General features: G+C 68.8%; 15 protein-coding genes. 10 read left to right on the top strand and 5 right to left on the bottom strand.

What is annotated here, in order from left to right; genetic code table 11:
- Nucleotides 1-3 precede the first annotated feature (3 nt).
- The gene (locus tag CSX12_RS14655) at nucleotides 4-1,425 is read left to right on the top strand and encodes a GntP family transporter (protein WP_124896270.1); all 1,422 of its coding nucleotides are present in this window, start codon (nucleotides 4-6) and stop codon (nucleotides 1,423-1,425) included.
- Between the two features lie 93 nt (nucleotides 1,426-1,518).
- On the top strand, nucleotides 1,519-1,920 hold the full coding sequence (locus CSX12_RS14650) for a VOC family protein (RefSeq protein ID WP_124896269.1): 402 nt from the start codon (nucleotides 1,519-1,521) through the stop codon (nucleotides 1,918-1,920).
- Nucleotides 1,921-2,003: 83 nt separating this feature from the next.
- On the opposite strand, the gene CSX12_RS14645 is transcribed toward CSX12_RS14650, so the two are convergent.
- Together CSX12_RS14645 and ald are read right to left on the bottom strand one after the other, a co-directional pair.
- Entirely contained in the window at nucleotides 2,004-3,215 is a 1,212-nt protein-coding gene (locus CSX12_RS14645; protein ID WP_124896268.1) for a pyridoxal phosphate-dependent aminotransferase, read from the bottom strand.
- Between the two features lie 81 nt (nucleotides 3,216-3,296).
- Nucleotides 3,297-4,391, bottom strand: coding sequence for an alanine dehydrogenase (ald, locus tag CSX12_RS14640; protein ID WP_017201549.1), 1,095 nt, complete (start codon nucleotides 4,389-4,391; stop codon nucleotides 3,297-3,299).
- Nucleotides 4,392-4,498: 107 nt separating this feature from the next.
- Between ald and CSX12_RS14635 the strand changes: the two genes are divergently transcribed.
- Complete coding sequence (locus CSX12_RS14635; RefSeq protein ID WP_083512966.1) at nucleotides 4,499-5,017, top strand: Lrp/AsnC family transcriptional regulator; 519 nt, start codon at nucleotides 4,499-4,501, stop codon at nucleotides 5,015-5,017.
- 26 nt (nucleotides 5,018-5,043) lie between these two features.
- Here the strand turns inward: CSX12_RS14635 and CSX12_RS14630 are convergent, their stop codons facing one another.
- On the bottom strand, nucleotides 5,044-5,475 hold the full coding sequence (locus CSX12_RS14630; RefSeq protein ID WP_017201547.1) for a hypothetical protein: 432 nt from the start codon (nucleotides 5,473-5,475) through the stop codon (nucleotides 5,044-5,046).
- Between the two features lie 126 nt (nucleotides 5,476-5,601).
- On the opposite strand from CSX12_RS14630, the gene CSX12_RS14625 reads away from it, so the two are divergent.
- Nucleotides 5,602-6,003, top strand: coding sequence for a hypothetical protein (locus tag CSX12_RS14625; protein WP_017201546.1), 402 nt, complete (start codon nucleotides 5,602-5,604; stop codon nucleotides 6,001-6,003).
- 62 nt (nucleotides 6,004-6,065) lie between these two features.
- Here CSX12_RS14625 and aceB read toward each other — a convergent pair whose 3' ends face one another.
- Together aceB and aceA are read right to left on the bottom strand one after the other, a co-directional pair.
- Nucleotides 6,066-7,712, bottom strand: coding sequence for a malate synthase A (gene aceB, locus CSX12_RS14620; RefSeq protein ID WP_124896267.1), 1,647 nt, complete (start codon nucleotides 7,710-7,712; stop codon nucleotides 6,066-6,068).
- 105 nt (nucleotides 7,713-7,817) lie between these two features.
- Nucleotides 7,818-9,143 (bottom strand): isocitrate lyase, encoded by a 1,326-nt coding sequence (aceA, locus tag CSX12_RS14615; RefSeq protein ID WP_124896266.1) that lies wholly within the window; start codon nucleotides 9,141-9,143, stop codon nucleotides 7,818-7,820.
- Between the two features lie 133 nt (nucleotides 9,144-9,276).
- Between aceA and CSX12_RS14610 the strand changes: the two genes are divergently transcribed.
- From CSX12_RS14610 to CSX12_RS14585, 6 genes are all read left to right on the top strand, one after another.
- Entirely contained in the window at nucleotides 9,277-10,749 is a 1,473-nt protein-coding gene (locus tag CSX12_RS14610) for a helix-turn-helix transcriptional regulator (RefSeq protein WP_124896265.1), read from the top strand.
- A 124-nt stretch (nucleotides 10,750-10,873) separates the two neighbouring features.
- Complete coding sequence (locus CSX12_RS14605; RefSeq protein ID WP_124896264.1) at nucleotides 10,874-12,427, top strand: glucoamylase family protein; 1,554 nt, start codon at nucleotides 10,874-10,876, stop codon at nucleotides 12,425-12,427.
- 35 nt (nucleotides 12,428-12,462) lie between these two features.
- Nucleotides 12,463-13,089 carry a TetR/AcrR family transcriptional regulator gene (locus CSX12_RS14600; RefSeq protein WP_124896263.1) on the top strand — a complete coding sequence of 209 codons (627 nt, stop codon included), beginning with the start codon at nucleotides 12,463-12,465 and terminating at the stop codon, nucleotides 13,087-13,089.
- A gap of 254 nt (nucleotides 13,090-13,343) precedes the next feature.
- A complete protein-coding gene (locus CSX12_RS14595) occupies nucleotides 13,344-14,447 on the top strand; it encodes an ABC transporter substrate-binding protein (protein WP_241160475.1) in 1,104 nt (367 codons plus the stop codon).
- Nucleotides 14,447-15,244, top strand: a complete 798-nt coding sequence (locus CSX12_RS14590; protein WP_124896261.1) for an ABC transporter ATP-binding protein — start codon at nucleotides 14,447-14,449, stop codon at nucleotides 15,242-15,244. Before CSX12_RS14595 ends, CSX12_RS14590 begins: the two co-directional genes overlap by 1 nt.
- Nucleotides 15,237-16,085, top strand: a complete 849-nt coding sequence (locus CSX12_RS14585; protein WP_017201538.1) for an ABC transporter permease — start codon at nucleotides 15,237-15,239, stop codon at nucleotides 16,083-16,085. The genes CSX12_RS14590 and CSX12_RS14585 overlap by 8 nt, the downstream gene beginning before the upstream one ends.
- Nucleotides 16,086-16,186 lie beyond the last annotated feature (101 nt).

Genomic DNA, 16,186 nt, shown 5'->3' with positions numbered 1-16,186 from the left:
GAGATGCTTCCTCTTCCGATCCTCATCCTGATCGGCCTGGCAGGCCTCGGCCTGCTGCTCCTGCTCATCATCCGGTTCAAGGTGCAGGCGTTCTACGCCCTCATCCTGGTGTCGATCCTCGTCGGCATCGCGGCCGGTCTGCCGCTGACCACCATCCCCGCCGACGGCGACACCCCCGAACAGCTCGGCGTCATCCAGGCGATCATCGCCGGTGTCGGCGGCACGCTCGGCTCGGTGGCCGTGCTCGTGGCACTCGGCTCCATGCTCGGCAAGATCATCGAGCTCTCCGGTGGCGCGGAGTCGCTCGCCGGGCGCTTCACCAAGTGGCTGGGCCCGAAGCGGGTCGGCATCGCGCTCGTCATCGCCGCCGGCATCCTCGCGATCCCGGTGTTCTTCGACGCCGGCTTCATCATCCTCATCCCCATCGTGTTCGCGTTCTCGAAGGTGGCGGGGCTCAACCCGATCAAGTTCGGGCTCCCGGTGGCCGGCATCATGCTCGCCGTGCACGTCGCCGTGCCGCCGCACCCCGGCATCGTCGGCGGATCCGCGATCCTCGGCGCCGACATCGGCTGGGTGACGATCTTCGCGCTCGCGATCTCCGTGCCGCTCGGTGTGCTGTCGTACCTCGTGGCGAAGTGGATCAACACCCGCGAGTTCGCGATGCTGGCCGCGACCAAGGAGATGTACGACAACTTCGGCACGGAGAAGTCGACGATCACCGGCGGGCTCGGCGAGGGGGAGAAGGCGCCCGGAGCCGGGACGGTCCTCGGACTCATCCTCCTGCCGCTCGCGCTCATCATGCTCGGCACCGCGGTCGCGCCGCTGTTCGAGGCGGGCACGTTCTGGAATGGGTTCCTCAGCATGGTCGGTCAGCCGATCTTCGCCCTCATGGTCGCGATCGCCGCCGCGATGTACCTGCTCGGCGTGCGTCGCGGCTGGTCGGCAGCGCACCTCGGCGAGGTCATGGAGTCGGCGCTTCCCGCTGCCGCGGTCATCATCCTCGTCACGGGTGCCGGTGGTGCGTTCGGCCGTGTGCTGACAGAGACCGGCATCGGCGGAGCCGTCGCCGAGGTGCTCGCCTCCAGCGGTATGCCGCTGCTGCTCGCGGGGTTCCTCATCTCGCTCATCATGCGCGCTGCCCAGGGATCCGCGACGGTCGCCATCGCCACGACCGCGGGGCTTCTGCTGCCGTCCGTCTCCGCGATGGGGCTCGACACCGTGCACACCGCGCTGCTCGCCGTCGCGATCGGCTACGGCGGCCTCGGCCTCAGCCACGTGAACGACTCCGGATTCTGGGTCGTCACGCGGTACCTCGGCCTGTCGGTCAAGGACGGTCTGCGCACATGGACCCCGCTCACCACGGTTCTCGGCGTCGCCGGCTTCGTGCTCACGTGGGTGCTCTACGCGGTGATCCCGGTCGCCTGATCGGTTCCGCTCGAACGGCCGTCGCCTCCGGGTGGCGGCCGTTCGTCGTCTCCGGTGGTGGCCGCCGCGGTCGGGCGGCGCTACGCTCGCGGCATGACCGGACTCATCCCGTACCTGCTGTTCCCCGGCAACGCCGCGGAAGCGCTCGGCCACTACCGCGACGTCTTCGGCGGCGACCTCCAGCTGGTGGACTATGCGAGCGCCGGTCGTCACGACGGTCCGGGCGACGCCATCGCGCACGGCCAGCTGAGCGGTCCGGTCGAGCTCGCCGGGGCCGACGCCGGTGCCGACGACGACGCGGTGCAGATGAGTGGCATGTTCCTCTCGCTCCTCGGCACGGCCGACGCGCTCACGCTCACCGACTGGTACGACCGTCTCGCCGCCGACGGCCGCGTGATGGATGCCCTCCAGAAGCGGCCATGGGGAGATTTCGACGGCACGCTCGTCGACCGCTACGGCATCCGTTGGCTGATCGGCTTCCACCCCGAGGATTGACCCGAGACCCCGGGTTCACGCCGAGACCCCCTCGTACCTGCGCAGGTACGAGGGGGTCTCGGCGGTAAAGCGGGGTCTCGGGGTCAGGAAGAAGAAGAGGAGAACAGGCGCTGGAGGCGCTGCACGCCCTCGAGGAGCTGGTCGTCGCCCAGTGCGTACGACATGCGGATGTAGCCGGAGGGACCGAAGGCCTCACCGGGGACGACCGCGACCTCGGCCTGGTCGAGGATGAGGTCGGCGAGCTCGAGCGAGGTGGTCGGCGTCACGCCGCCCCAGGTGCGGCCGAGCAGACCCTGCACGTCGGGATACACGTAGAACGCACCCAGCGGGTTCGGCACGACGAGGCCGTCGATCTTCGACAGCTCCGAGACGATGAGCTGGCGGCGGCGGTCGAAGGCCTGTCGCATCTGCTCGGCCTCGTCCTGCGGGCCGTTGAGGGCGGCGATCGCGGCCTTCTGGGCGACGTTGTTCACGTTGCTGGTGAGGTGCGACTGCAGATTGCCGGCGATCTTGATGGCGTCGGCGGGACCCACCATCCAGCCCACACGCCATCCGGTCATGGCGTAGGTCTTCGCGACGCCGTTGACGAGGATCGTCTGGCCCGCGACCTCGGGGACGGCCTCGACGATCGAGGTGGCCTTGACTCCCTCGTAGGTGAGGTTCTGGTAGATCTCGTCGCTGATGATCCAGATGCCGTGCTCGAGCGCCCACTCGCCGATGGCCTTCGTCTCCTCGGCCGTGTATACCGAGCCGGTCGGGTTCGACGGGGAGACGAACACGAGCGCGGTGGTGCGCGGCGTGCGGGCGGCCTCGAGCTGCTCGACCGTGACCTTGTACTCCTGGTCGGCCCCGGCGAAGACCTCGACGGGGGTGCCGTCGGCGAGCCGGATGGCCTCGGGGTACGTGGTCCAGTACGGCGCGGGCAGCAGCACCTCGTCGCCCGGGTTCACCACGGCCTGGAAGGCCTGGTAGACCGACTGCTTGCCGCCGTTGGTGACGATGACCTGGCTCGGGGAGACTTCGAGGCCGGAGTCGCGCAGGGTCTTCGCCGCGATCGCCTCGCGGAGCGCGGGCAGGCCGGGCGCCGGGGTGTACCGGTAGCTCGCGGGGTCGGCCAGTGCCTCGGCGGCGGCATCCACGATGAACTGCGGCGTCGCGAAGTCGGGCTCGCCGGCGGCATACGAGATGACGTTCTTGCCTTCGGCCTTGAGGGCCTTGGCCTTCGCGTCGACCTTGAGGGTCGCGGACTCGGCGATGGCGGACAGCTTGCGGGAGAGAGGAGCGCGTTCGGTCACGATTACGAGCGTACTCGGGTCGATGCGGCGCGTGAGGTGTGGGATGCCGCCAAGAGCCGAGGTTCTTTCGGGTTCGACAGTTCAGTCGGTGGAAAGGCCGTGCGCCTGCGCGACAGCGTCCAGCGTGATGCGCCCGCCCTGCACGTTGAGCCCCTTCGCGAGAGCAGCGTCGTCGGATGCCGCCCGCTCCCAGCCCTTCGCCGCGATCGCCGAGACGTAGGGGAGGGTGGCGTTCGTCAGCGCGCGGGTCGCGGTCGTCGGCACCGCCCCCGGCATGTTCGCGACGCAGTAGTAGATCGAGTCGTGCACCGCGAACGTCGGGTCGTCGTGCGTCGTCGGACGCGAGCCCTCGAAGCAGCCGCCCTGGTCGATCGCGATGTCGACGAGCACCGAGCCCGGCTTCATCGCGGCGACCATGTCGTCGGTCACGAGCTTGGGGGCTGCGGCGCCGGGGATGAGGACCGAGCCGATCACGAGGTCCGCGGTCGTCAGCTCCTCGGCGATGTCGTAGCGGCTGGATGCCCGGGTCTCCAGGGCACCGCCGTACCGATGCTCGAGCTCGCGCAGCCGGGGGAGCGCCACGTCGACGACGGTGACCTTCGAGCCGAGTCCGAGCGCGTTCGCCGCGGCGTGCTCCCCGGCGACGCCACCGCCGATCACCACGGTCTTGGCCCGCGGGGTTCCGGCGATGCCGCCCAGCAGCATGCCGCGGCCGCCCTGCGAGCGCAGCAGCGAGTGCGATCCCATGATGACGGACAGGCGACCGGCGATCTCGCTCATCGGCACCAGCAGGGGCAGCGTGCGGTCGGGCAGCTGCACGGTCTCGTAGGCGACGGCGGTCGTCCCTGCGGCGACGAGAGCCTCGGTCAGCGGGCGGTCGGCCGCGAGGTGGAGGTAGGTGAAGAGCGTGAGGTCGGGGCGGAGGAAGCCGTACTCCTCGGCGACCGGCTCCTTGACCTTGATGAGTAGGTCGGCGTCGCCCCATGCGTCGGCAGCGGTCGCCACGATCTCGGCACCGGCCGCGCGGTACGCGTCGTCATCGATGCTAGAACCGACGCCGGCTCCGGACTGCACGAGCACCCTGTGCCCCTCCCGCACGAGCCGATCGGCTCCGGCCGGAGTGAGGGCGACGCGGTTCTCGTTGTTCTTGACTTCGGTCGGGACGCCGATCTTCATCGATCCTCCAGGTCTGGGATGCGCAGGGTGCAGACAAGGATCGCAGAAACGTCGAAGCGACGACAGAATCAGTGAAGATGATTCGGCAGAGCGGTCGATCCTGAATAATGCTTCACATGGAACCGAATTCTGACGCCGTGGAGCCGAATACCGTTCGGGCGCCGGCGCTGGACACGCTCGACGCGAGGATCGTCCGGCTGCTCACCGCCGACGGGCGTATGACGAACGCGGAGCTCGCTGCCCGCCTGGGCGTCGCGCCATCGACCGCGCACGCGAGACTGCGTGCTCTGGTCGACCGAGGGGTCATCTCCGGCTTCCACGCGAGCGTGGACGAGCGGATGCTGGGATCCGGGCTGCAGGCGGTGATCGGCGTCACGCTGCGTCCGAGCGGACGGCGGGAGAGCATCGTCGAGTTCGCGGAGCGCGTTCGCGTGCTGCCGCAGGTCATCCAGCTCTTCTTCCTCGGGGGAGACGACGACTTCCTCCTGCACATCGCGGTCGCCGATTCGTCGGAGATGCGCGAATTCGTCCTCGAGCACCTGTCCGCGCAGAGCAGCGTGGCCTCCACCCGCACGAGCATCGTGTTCGACTACCACCGCAACTCCGTGGCCGCGTCGTTCCACTGACCCCGGGGGATGAACCGGGTTCGGGGTCAGGCGCCGTAGGACGCGGGCAGCGAGCAGTAGTCGGCGAACCGGCGCTGCGGATGCTCGGGGTCGGTCATGTCGATGATCGACCCGGCGACCGTGTGCGGCGGTTCGTCGCCGGCGAGCTGCCACACCGCGTAGTTCCACATCCCGCGGGTGCGCTCGCCGAGCAGCGATGCGGGCCCGGAGACGAGCAGGATGGTGTCGCTCTTCGGGCTCTCGCGGAACGTGGTGACGACCTCTCGCACGCCGGCTTCGTCGCCGGCTCCGGAATGCTCTCGTTCGACCTGCTGTCCGGCGGCGGCCAACGCTGCCGAGAGGTCGTCGGCCGCACGGCGTGAGCGCTCGGCATCCGCTCCGGCCACCGCGAGCAGGCGCTTGCCTCGGGGGTAGAAGTGCAGGAACTCGGTGGCGATGTCCGCCCAGGCGTCGGTCATGCCCCCAGGCTACGCCCGTCGTGCGGCGGGGGCTCCACGGGTTCGCATACCGGCGCCATCGCGCCGGTCCGAGTAGAATGTTACCCTGGCCGAGGTGGGGTCGCCGACGAGGAACGGAGGACACCCATGCGCATCAGGGAAGCCTCAGCGCAGGCCGGATATCTGATCGTCGTCGCGGTCGGCGTGGCCCTCGTCGGGCTGCCGCTGGCGGTCGTGAGGTTCGAGTGGGGTTACGCGTGCGTGGTTCTGGCGCTGGTCGCCGCTGCTGTCGTCGCGGGACGGACGTTTCGAGGACGCGCGGAATCCGATGACGCTCGACCGTGGTGGAAGATGACCACCTCGCGGCGGAACAGCATCGTTCTCGGCATCCTCTTCGCACTCCAAGGCATCTCCGCCGTGGCCACGGCTTCTGATTCCCCGAGCCCAGCGGTCGTGATCGCCGGTGGTGTCGTCCTGCTCGCGGTCGCCGCCCTCTACGCGAACTCGGCGATCCGGATCCGCCCGGGAGCGTCGACGCCCGTTGCCTGAGCCGGACGCGAACGAGCCCCTGTGCCGCAGCAGTCGTCGCGACACAGGGGCTCTGTCGTGCTTCAGTCCTCGTCGACCAGGAACCGGCTGTACGCGCCCAGGGTGAGGAAGGTCGGGAACTCCTCGCGGAGGGCGACCTCGCGGAAGATCTCGGCGGCGTCGTCGAAGCGATCGCCCTCGCGTCGCTCGACCTCGCCCAGCACCTCGCCGATCAGCCCTTCGACGTACTCGACCGTGATGGGGGTGCCGTCCTGCGTGGTGCGGTCCTGATGGATCCACTGCCAGACCTGCGAGCGGCTGATCTCCGCGGTCGCGGCGTCCTCCATGAGGTTGTCGATGGCCACGGCGCCGAGCCCGCGCAGCCAGGCCTCGAGGTAGCGGATGGCGACCGACACGTTGTCCCGCACGCCCTGCGCGGTGATCGGACGGCCGATGTGCAGGTCGAGCAGGTCGCGCGCCTCCACGTGCACGTCGTCGCGCTGACGGTCGACCTGGTTCGGGCGGTCACCGAGCACGGCGTCGAACTCGGCCTGAGCCGTGGGGATCAGGTCGGGGTGAGCGACCCAGGTGCCGTCGAAGCCGTCTCCGGCCTCGCGCTTCTTGTCGGCCGACACCTTCTCGACGGCGCGTGCCGTCACCTCGGGGTCGCGGCGATTCGGGATGAACGCGCTCATGCCGCCGATCGCGAAGGCCCCGCGCTTGTGGCACGTCTGCACCAGCAGCTCGGTGTACGCCCGCATGAACGGCACCGTCATCGTGACCTCGCTGCGGTCCGGGAGCACGAAGCGGGCGCCCCGGCCGCGGTAGTTCTTGATGATGGAGAAGATGTAGTCCCAGCGTCCGGCGTTCAGGCCCGCGCAGTGGTCGCGCAGCTCGTAGAGGATCTCGTCCATCTCGAACGCGGCCGGCAGCGTCTCGATCAGCACGGTCGCGCGGATCGTGCCGTGCGGGATGCCGATGTACTCCTCGCTGAAGGAGAAGACGTCGTCCCACAGCTTCGCCTCTTCGCTGGACTCGAGCTTGGCGATGTAGAAGTAGGGTCCGCGGCCGGCCTCGATCAGCGCCTGCGCGTTGTGCAGGAAGTAGAGGCCGAAGTCGACCAGCGACCCGGATGCCGAGGTGCGGCGGCCGGCGCGGTCGATGAAGGCGATGTGCTTCTCGGGCAGGTGCCAGCCGCGGGGGCGCATCACGATCGTGGGCGTGCGCTCCGCCGTGACGCGGTACTCCTTGCCCTCGGGGGAGGTGAAGGAAAGGTCTCCGCGGATCGCGTCGCGGAGAGACAGCTGCCCCTCGATGACGTTCTTCCAGGTGGGGCTCGTGGCGTCCTCCTGGTCGGCGAGCCACACCCGCGCCCCGGAGTTCAGCGCGTTGATCGTCATCTTCGGATCGGTGGGTCCGGTGATCTCGACACGGCGGTCCTCGAGCCCTGGGCCGGCGCCGGCGACGCGCCAGGTGGTGTCCTGGCGGATGTGCGCGGTGTCCTCGCGGAACTGGGGGTCGTGTCCGTTGCCGATCTCGAAGCGGCGACGCATCCGGTCGGCCAGGCGGTCGTGCCGGCGGGAGGCGAACCGGTGGTGGAGTTCGGTGAGGAAGGCGATCGCCTCCGGGGTCAGGATCTCGTCGTAGCGGTCGCGGATCGGTCCGGTGACCTCGATCGCCGGACCCTGCTGGGTCGTCTGGATCGGAGCCGTGGTCGTGGGAGTGGTCATGATCGTGTCCTTCGTGTCGATGCTGAGACCCCGGCTTGTCGCCGAAACCCCGGGTTGCGGATGCCGACAACACGGGGTCTCGTCGAGAACCGGGGGTCTCGCGGATCAGTGGAACTGCGCGGCCTCGGTGGAGCCGGCGAGGGCGAGGGTCGCGCTGTCGGGGTTGAGCGCGGTGGAGATGACGTCGAAGTAGCCGGTACCCGCCTCGCGCTGGTGCTTGGTGGCGGTGTATCCGTCGGCTTCGGCGGCGAACTCGGCTTCCTGCAGTTCGACGTAGGCGCTCATGGCGCGCTCGGCGTAACCGCGGGCGAGGTCGAACATGGAGTGGTTCAGGGCGTGGAAGCCGGCCAGCGTGATGAACTGGAACTTGTAGCCCAGGTCTGCCAGCTCCTGCTGGAACGTCGCGATCTCGGCGTCCGACAGGTGGCGCTTCCAGTTGAAGCTCGGCGAGCAGTTGTAGGCCAGGAGCTTACCGGGGAACTGCGCGTGGATCGCCGCGGCGAACTCCCGTGCCAGCTCGATGTCCGGCTCCCCGGTCTCGACCCAGAGCAGGTCGGCGTAGGGGGCGAACGCGAGGCCGCGGCTGATGACGGACTCGATGCCCGGACGGATCCGGTAGAAGCCCTCCGAGGTGCGCTCGCCGGTGGTGAACTCCCGGTCGCGCTCGTCGACGTCGCTCGTGAGCAGATCGGCGGCGAGGGCATCGGTGCGGGCGATGATGACGGTCGGAACGCCGGCGACGTCCGCCGCGAGGCGGGCCGCGTTCAGCGTGCGGATGTGCTGCTGGGTGGGCACGAGCACCTTGCCGCCGAGGTGGCCGCACTTCTTCTCGCTCGCGAGCTGGTCCTCCCAGTGGATCGCGGCGGCGCCGGCCTGGATGAGCGACTGCGCGAGCTCGTAGGCGTTCAGCGGGCCGCCGAATCCGGCCTCGGCGTCGGCCACGATCGGCGCGAGCCAGTCCTGCGTGATCTCACCCTCCGCGTGCTCCAGCTGGTCCTGGCGGATGAGCGCGTTGTTGATGCGACGCACGACCGCCGGCACCGAGTTCGCGGGGTACAGCGACTGGTCGGGGTAGGTCTGTCCGGCGAGATTGCCGTCGGCGGCGACCTGCCAGCCGGAGAGGTAGATGGCCTTGAGACCGGCCCGCACCTGCTGCACGGCCTGACCACCGGTGTAGGCGCCGAGAGCGCGGATGTAGTCCTCGGTGTGCAGGAGGTTCCACAGGTTCTCCGCGCCGCGGTGGGCGAGCGTGGCCTCTTCGCGGACCGATCCACGGATGCGGATCACATCCTCGGCGGAGTAGGTGCGCTCGACGCCGTCCCATCGGGGATCGGTGCCCCAGATCTCCTGGAGCTCGGCGGCCGTCTGAACCTGATCGCCGGCTCGCAGACCGGCGGGGCGGGGCGTCGGGGTGTTGGCGGTGTTCGTCATGGTGTCTCCTCGGTGGATCCGGCTGCGGTGCCGGAGTGGCGTGGTTCCACTGTGAGTGAAGTTCCGAGAGATCAGTGACCGAAATCGAGGAGAAGATCGTCCGAAATTCTGTTTCTGTGACAGAATCGGCCGCATGAGCCCTTCGACGAGCTCAGGGGCCCAAGCCTCTGACGCAGAAGAGACCGACGCCCTCACGATCGGCCGTCGCATCCGGCAGCTCCGGACGGCCAGAGGCATGACCCTCGACGACCTTGCCTCGGCGGTCGATCGGGCGCCGAGTCAGATGTCCATGATCGAGACGGGCAAGCGCGAGCCGAAGCTGACGCAGCTGCAGGCGATCGCCAGGGCGCTCGGCGTCACGATCGATGCGCTGCTGGAGGGGGAGCCGCTCGATGAGCGCAGTGCGGTCGAGATCGCGCTGGAGCGGGCGATGAAGGGTCAGACGTTCCAGGCGCTGGGCATCGAGCCGTTCCGCATCGCCAAGAGCGTGCCGACGGAGGCGCTGAAGGCGCTGCTCGCCCTGCATGGGGAGATCGACCGGCTCAAGGACGAACGCGCCGCGACACCGGAGGAGGCCCGTCGTGCCAACGTCGAGCTCCGGCACCTGATGCGGCGACAGGACAACCACTTCGCCGACCTCGAGGCGAAGGCCGCCGAGATCCTCGCCGCCGTCGGTCATCCCGGGGGACCGCTGACCCAGCGCACCGCATCCGAGATCGCGGCCTACCTCGGGTTCACCCTGCACTACGCCCCCGACCTGCCGCAGACAACCCGCAGCGTCGCCGACCTCGCCAACGGCCGGCTGTACCTGTCGAGCAGTGTGCCCGCGAAGGGCGATGCGCGCACGGCGGTGCTGCAGGCGCTGTCGAGTCGCATCCTGGGGCACTCCGAGCCCCGCAGCTACGCCGAGTTCCTGCGGCAGCGCGTCGAGACCAACTACCTCACCGGTGCGCTCCTCATCCCGGAGGCGCATGTGGTGCCCGCGCTGAAGGACGCCAAGCAGCGCAGGGCGATCTCGATCGAAGACCTCCGTGACGCGTACTCGGTGTCGTACGAGACGGCCGCGCACCGGTTCACGAACCTCGCGACCCGTCACCTCGACATTCCCGTGCACTTCCTCAAGGTGCACGAGTCCGGGACCATCACGAAGGCGTATGAGAACGATGACGTGAACTTCCCGACCGACAGGCTCGGTGCCATCGAAGGGCAGATGTGCTGCCGCCGCTGGACCTCGCGGGTCGTGTTCGACGAGGACGACCGGTTCAACCCGTACTACCAGTACACCGACACCGGCAACGGCACGTACTGGTGCACCGCCCGCGTGGAGGCGTCGAGCGAGGGGCTGCACTCCGTGAGCGTGGGTGTGCGCTTCGACGACACGAAGTGGTTCGTGGGGCGCGACACTTCGCACCGCGGGGTCTCGAAGCACTCGGTCGAGGTGTGCTGCCGCCGGGCTCCGGCCGACCTGGAGGAGCGCTGGCGCGAGAACTCCTGGCCCAACGTGAAGACCCCGCGCACGTTGCTCGCGACTCTGCCCACCGGGGCCTTCCCCGGCGTGGACACCACCGACGTGTACGAGTTCCTCGACGCGCACGCGCCCCGCTGACCCGGGATCCTGGTCCTTCCTGGCTCCGCCGCCGGGCCGGGGTTGAACCAACACTGAACGCATGTTAGGTTTTCGCGTGTCGGAGCGCCGTGATCCGCGGCGCCGTTCTCGATGAGGAGACGCGATGAAGCGGTGGATGAGCACAGTGGCGACAGTCGGCCTGGTCGCCTCGGGGTTGGCGCTCGCCAGCCCGGCGAGCGCGGGCGGCGGACGACCCGGCGATGCGGAACTGGATCGCTGGGCCCACGACACCTGGCGATCGCTGGTCGCCATGACCGATGAGGAGACCGGGCTTCCGGCCGACAACGTCTCCGGCGACTTGCAGACCTCCAGTGCCTACACCTCGCCGACGAACATCGGCGGATACCTGTGGTCCACCGTGACCGCGCGCGACCTCGGCATCATCGGCGCCGGGGAGGCGCGCGACCGCATGTCGACGACGCTCGACACCCTCGCCGACCTCGAGCGCAACGATGCGAGCGGCATGTACTACAACTGGTACTCGCCGACGACGGGCGAGAAGCTGACGACCTGGCCCGATTCCGGCGATCCCGTGCATCCCTTCCTCAGTACGGTCGACAACGGCTGGCTCGCCGCCGCCCTGCGCATCGTGCGCGAGGCCGAGCCCGCGCTCGCCGAGCAGGCGGACACGCTCTACGACTCGATGGACTTCGCCTCGTTCTTCGACCCGGCGGGCGCCGCCGGACTCCCCGCCGGAACGAATCGCGGCGGCTTCTGGGAGCAGGCACCGCCGGACTGCAGTGTCGCTGCTCCGATGTACAACGGATCCGGAGAGACCGCGTACTACACCTGCCACCATTACGACACGACCGTGAGTGAGAGCCGCATCGCGACCTATCTGGGCATCGCGAACGGTCAGCTCCCGGCGACCGCGCTGTCCGGCACGCACCGCACCATGCCTCCCGGCTGTGACTGGGCCTGGCAGGAGCAGCTCCCGTCGGGTGAACACCGCACGTATGACGGCTTCCAGGTGTGGGAGGGCGCGTACAGCTACGACGGGATGTCGTTCGTCCCGAGTTGGGGCGGCAGCATGTTCGAGTCGCTGATGCCCGACCTTCTCGTTCCCGAGACCAAGTGGGGACCGAAGTCGTGGCGGCTGAACCACCCGATCACGGTCGCAGTGCAGAAGCGGCACGGCCTCGAGGAGGCAGGCTACGGGTACTGGGGCTTCTCCCCGGCGAGCGACCCGTTCGGCGGGTACGCGGAGTACGGCGTCGACATCGCCGGCATGCGGTCCGACGGTTACACCTCCGATGCGGAGAAGACCGACGTGGACATCGACCGTCCGGGATGCGCCGAGGGCACGAACCCCGATCCCGTGTTCGGAGACGGCGTGGTGACCCCGCACGCGGCGTTCCTCGCCTTGCCGTATGACCGCAAGGGGGTGCTGAGCAACCTCGAAGGCATCGAGAGCGAACTCGGCGCCTACGGGCCGGGTGGGTTCTACGACGCCGTCGCCGTGCGCAGCGGCACGATCGCGGAGCGCTATCTCTCCCTCGACCAGTCGATGATCATGGCCGCGATCGGCAACGAACTCACGAAGGATAAGCTCAAGGACTACTTCGTGGATCGAGAGATGGAGCAGCGCCTCCGGCCCGCGATGCGGCAGCAGGAGTTCAGTTCGTCGTGGGGCGCCGGCGGTGGTCACAAGGGGTGAGCTCCCGCGCTGCGCGCCGAACGACAGGGGCAGCAGTGGGCACGGATGATCGGCCGAGCGGGGGCCGCGGGTCCCGGGGTCCCTACGCCACGGGTCAGGCCCGACGGCAGGCGATCGTCGACGAGGCGCTGGCGGTGTTCTCGCGGACGGGCTTCCACGGCGGATCGCTGCGCGAGATCGCGAAGCGCGTCGGCGTGACGCCCGCGGGGCTCCTGCACCACTTCGCCGACAAGGAGGAGCTGTTCGCCGAGGTGCTGCGTCAGCGCGATGAGGCGGTGCGCGCGGCCGCGGGCGATCCCGCCGAGCACACCCTGATCGAGCAGGCCAAGCGGGTGGTGGCGCACAACCAGACCTCGCGCGGGTTGACCTCGCTGTACGCGATCGTCTCCGCCGAGGCGACGGACCCGGAGCATCCGTCGCATGCCGACTTCGCCGCGCGCTATCGGGTCAGGGCGGACGAGGCGGCCGAGATCCTCCGCCGCGGCCAGGAAGCCGGAGAGGTGCGGGCAGACATCGACCCGGAGCACGCCGCGCGGCTGATCAGCGCCGTCATGGACGGCATCCAGCTGCAGTGGCTCCTGGACGAGTCCGTCGACATGGTCCCCCTCTTCGAGGAGTTCGTCACCCGCTATCTCGACCCCGCTGCCCCTCCCCGGTCCTGAGGGCGCCGCCCCGGTCTCGCCCCGGGCCGCCCAGTGCACGACTTCCTGCCGAGTGCACGGCTTCTCCGCGTCGACTGGCCGTGCACTCGTCGAGTTCACGTGCACTCGACGCCGACGCCGACGCCTACGCCGACGCCGACGCCGACGCCGACGCCGGGCACGGTCGTCAAAAGTTAGTTTGATCTTGCTTAGTCAAGATTGACTATGTTACTTTCATCGAGCCATCAATGACGAACGGCCGAGAAGGGACCCTCATGGCTACTTCCTCTGCGGAAACCCGATTCCGCATCGCTGCCACCCTGACGTGCGTTCTCGCCGCCACGCTGACGCTCGGAGCATGCTCCGCGCAGACGCCAGGCGGCGATACCGCCCCCACGAGTGCGAACGACAGCGACGCCTGCAAGCGGAATCAGGATGCCGGCACCATCACCTACATCTCCGGTTACGGCTACTCCGCCAGCGCCGGTCAGCTCGATGTGTTCCTCGCCGAGGAGCTGGGCTACTTCGACGATCTGTGCCTCGATGTCGAGATCAACGCCTCCGGGGCGAACGGGCAGCAGCTCGTGGCTTCGGGGCAGGCGCAGTTCACCGCGCTCGGCTCCGCGTCCGATGTGATGCTGGCGGCCGCCAACAGCAAGAACCTCACGGCGGTCGCCACCTACGGCACCACCCCGCCGTTCTCCATCTTCGGCAACGAGAAGCTCGAGAGCCTCAAGGACCTCGAGGGCGGATCGCTCGGGTACTTCATCAACCTGACCCCGATCGCCTCGGCGATGCTCGACGAAGCCGGGGTCGACGTCTCGAAGGTCGAGATGGTGAAGATGACCAACTACGACCCGACCGTCGTGGTGCGCGAGCAGGTCGACGCGATCGTCGGCTACGCCTCGAACCAGCCCCAGTCGCTCAAGGCGCAGGGTCTGCCCTTCAGCGAGTTCCTCCCCTCCGACCTCGGCGTCGAGGGAACGTACAACGTGATGGAGGTCAACTCGCGGTTCCTCGATGAGCACCGCGAGGTCGCCGCCGACTTCATGCGCGCGAGCCTCAAGGCGCTCCAGTACTGCCTCGACGAGTCGGACGCCTGCATCGACAAGCTCGCGAAGCTGGCCGAGGACAGCGGGCAGGGAGCCGCGTTCCCGCGCGAGCAGCTCGCCCGCACGTGGGAGGTGGAGTCCGCCTGGGTGCGCGAGAGCGCCGGCGGCAACCCGGGCGTGCAGAACGAGTCCATGTGGGAACCCGAGTACGCCCTCGTGAAGGAGTACGGCGACGTCAAGGAGCTCCCCGCGATCGCCGACATGATGGACGCCGACCTGGTCGCCGACCTCTACGACGGCGAGACCCTGATCTGGCAGGAGAAGTGATGACGGTCGCACACGGCGCTGGCGTCGAGGTCAGGAACGTCTCGAAGTCCTTCGGAGTCGACGGCGCGAAGGTCACGGTGCTCGACGACGTGAGTCTCACGATCGGCATGGGTGAGTTCGTGTCGGTGATCGGGCCCAGCGGTTGCGGCAAGTCCACGCTGCTCAAGGTGGTCGCCGGGCTCCTCGACGCCGACTCCGGCAGCGTCACGATCGACGGCGAGAGCGTCAGGGCGGCTTCGCGCGACAAGAAGATCGGACTCGTGCCGCAGTCGCCGGCGCTGCTGCCGTGGAAGACGGTGCGCGAGAACGTCGAGCTCCCCGTGCGGATCAACCGCGGGGCCAACGGCGACCGTGCGCTCCGCGACCCGGCCGAGCTGCTGTCGACCTTCGGCCTCGGCCATGCGCTGAGGAAGTACCCTGGGCAGCTCTCCGGGGGTATGCAGCAGCGCGCTGCGATCGCCAGGGCGTTCGTCTTCGACCCGGCGATCATGCTGATGGACGAGCCGTTCTCCGCCCTCGACGAGATGAACCGCGACCTCCAGCGCATCGCTCTGCTGGACTTCTGGCAGTCGAACCGCAAGGCCGTGATGTTCGTCACGCACTCGGTGCCGGAGGCGATCATGCTCTCCGACCGCATCGTGGTCATGGCCGCGCACCCCGGACGCATCGCCCAGGTGATCGACGTGAACCTGCCGCGACCGCGCACCGAGGAGGCCTACGCGACGGACGAGTTCCGCGAACTGGAAGCAGTCGTGCGCGGTGCGCTGCGCGCGCAGACGGAGAAGGCCCATGTCTGAGCTGACGATGAGAGACACCACCGCGACGATCGCGACCGCCCGCCTGAAGGCCCAGCCGCGTCGGGGCATGCCCGCCTGGCTGCGCTGGGGATCATGGGGACCCACTCTGATCACGTTCGTGATCGCCGCGCTGCTCTGGCAGATCGTGGCCTGGACCAACCCGTACGTGCTCCCGACGCTGGAGGCGATCGGCACCAGCCTCGTCGACGACGCCGGCATGTACTGGTCGAACTTCCTCGTGACGCTGCTCGAGGTCGTGGTCGGCGCCTCCGCCGGCATCCTCGCCGGGTTCCTCCTTGCTGTGGTGATGGCGGAGTTCCAGATCATCGAGCGGGCTGTCATGCCGCTCGTGATCATCGTGATGGTGACCCCCATCGTCGCGATCGCCCCCGCGCTGGTCGTGGCGTTCGGCTTCGGCATGGTGCCGAAGTTCATCGTGACCGGCCTCGTGGTGTTCTTCCCGATGCTCGTGAACTCCCTCGCAGGGCTCCGCGACGTCGACCAGAAGGCCATGGACGTGTTCAAGACGCTGCATGCCTCGCGGTGGGAGATCTTCCGCGAACTGCGCTTCCCCGGCAGCATGCCGTACGTGTTCGCCGGCCTCCGCATCGCCCTGCCGCTCGCCGTGGTCGGCGCCGCTGTCGCCGAGTTCGTCGCGGCGGGACAGCAGGCCGGTCTCGGCTCGCTCGTCACCACGTCGGCCGCACAGGCGAACCTCCCCGTCACCTGGGCCAGCATCGCCCTGCTGTGCCTGCTCGGTGTGCTCCTCATCATCGTCCTCGCCCTGGTGCGCAAGCGCGTGCTCTGGTGGAGCGACGGCGAGGTCACGGCCAAGGGCTGACGCGGCATCCGCCTCCCGGGACGGGATCCCCCACCCGTCCCGGGGTTCCTCCGGCGTGCCCGGAGATCAGTCCAGATCCACCAGAACCACCCACAAGGAAG

This window comes from Microbacterium sp. Y-01 (assembly GCF_003856715.1).
GTDB classification, from domain to species: Bacteria; Actinomycetota; Actinomycetes; order Actinomycetales; family Microbacteriaceae; genus Microbacterium; species Microbacterium algeriense.
This window is presented reverse-complemented; position numbering and strand designations above follow the sequence as displayed.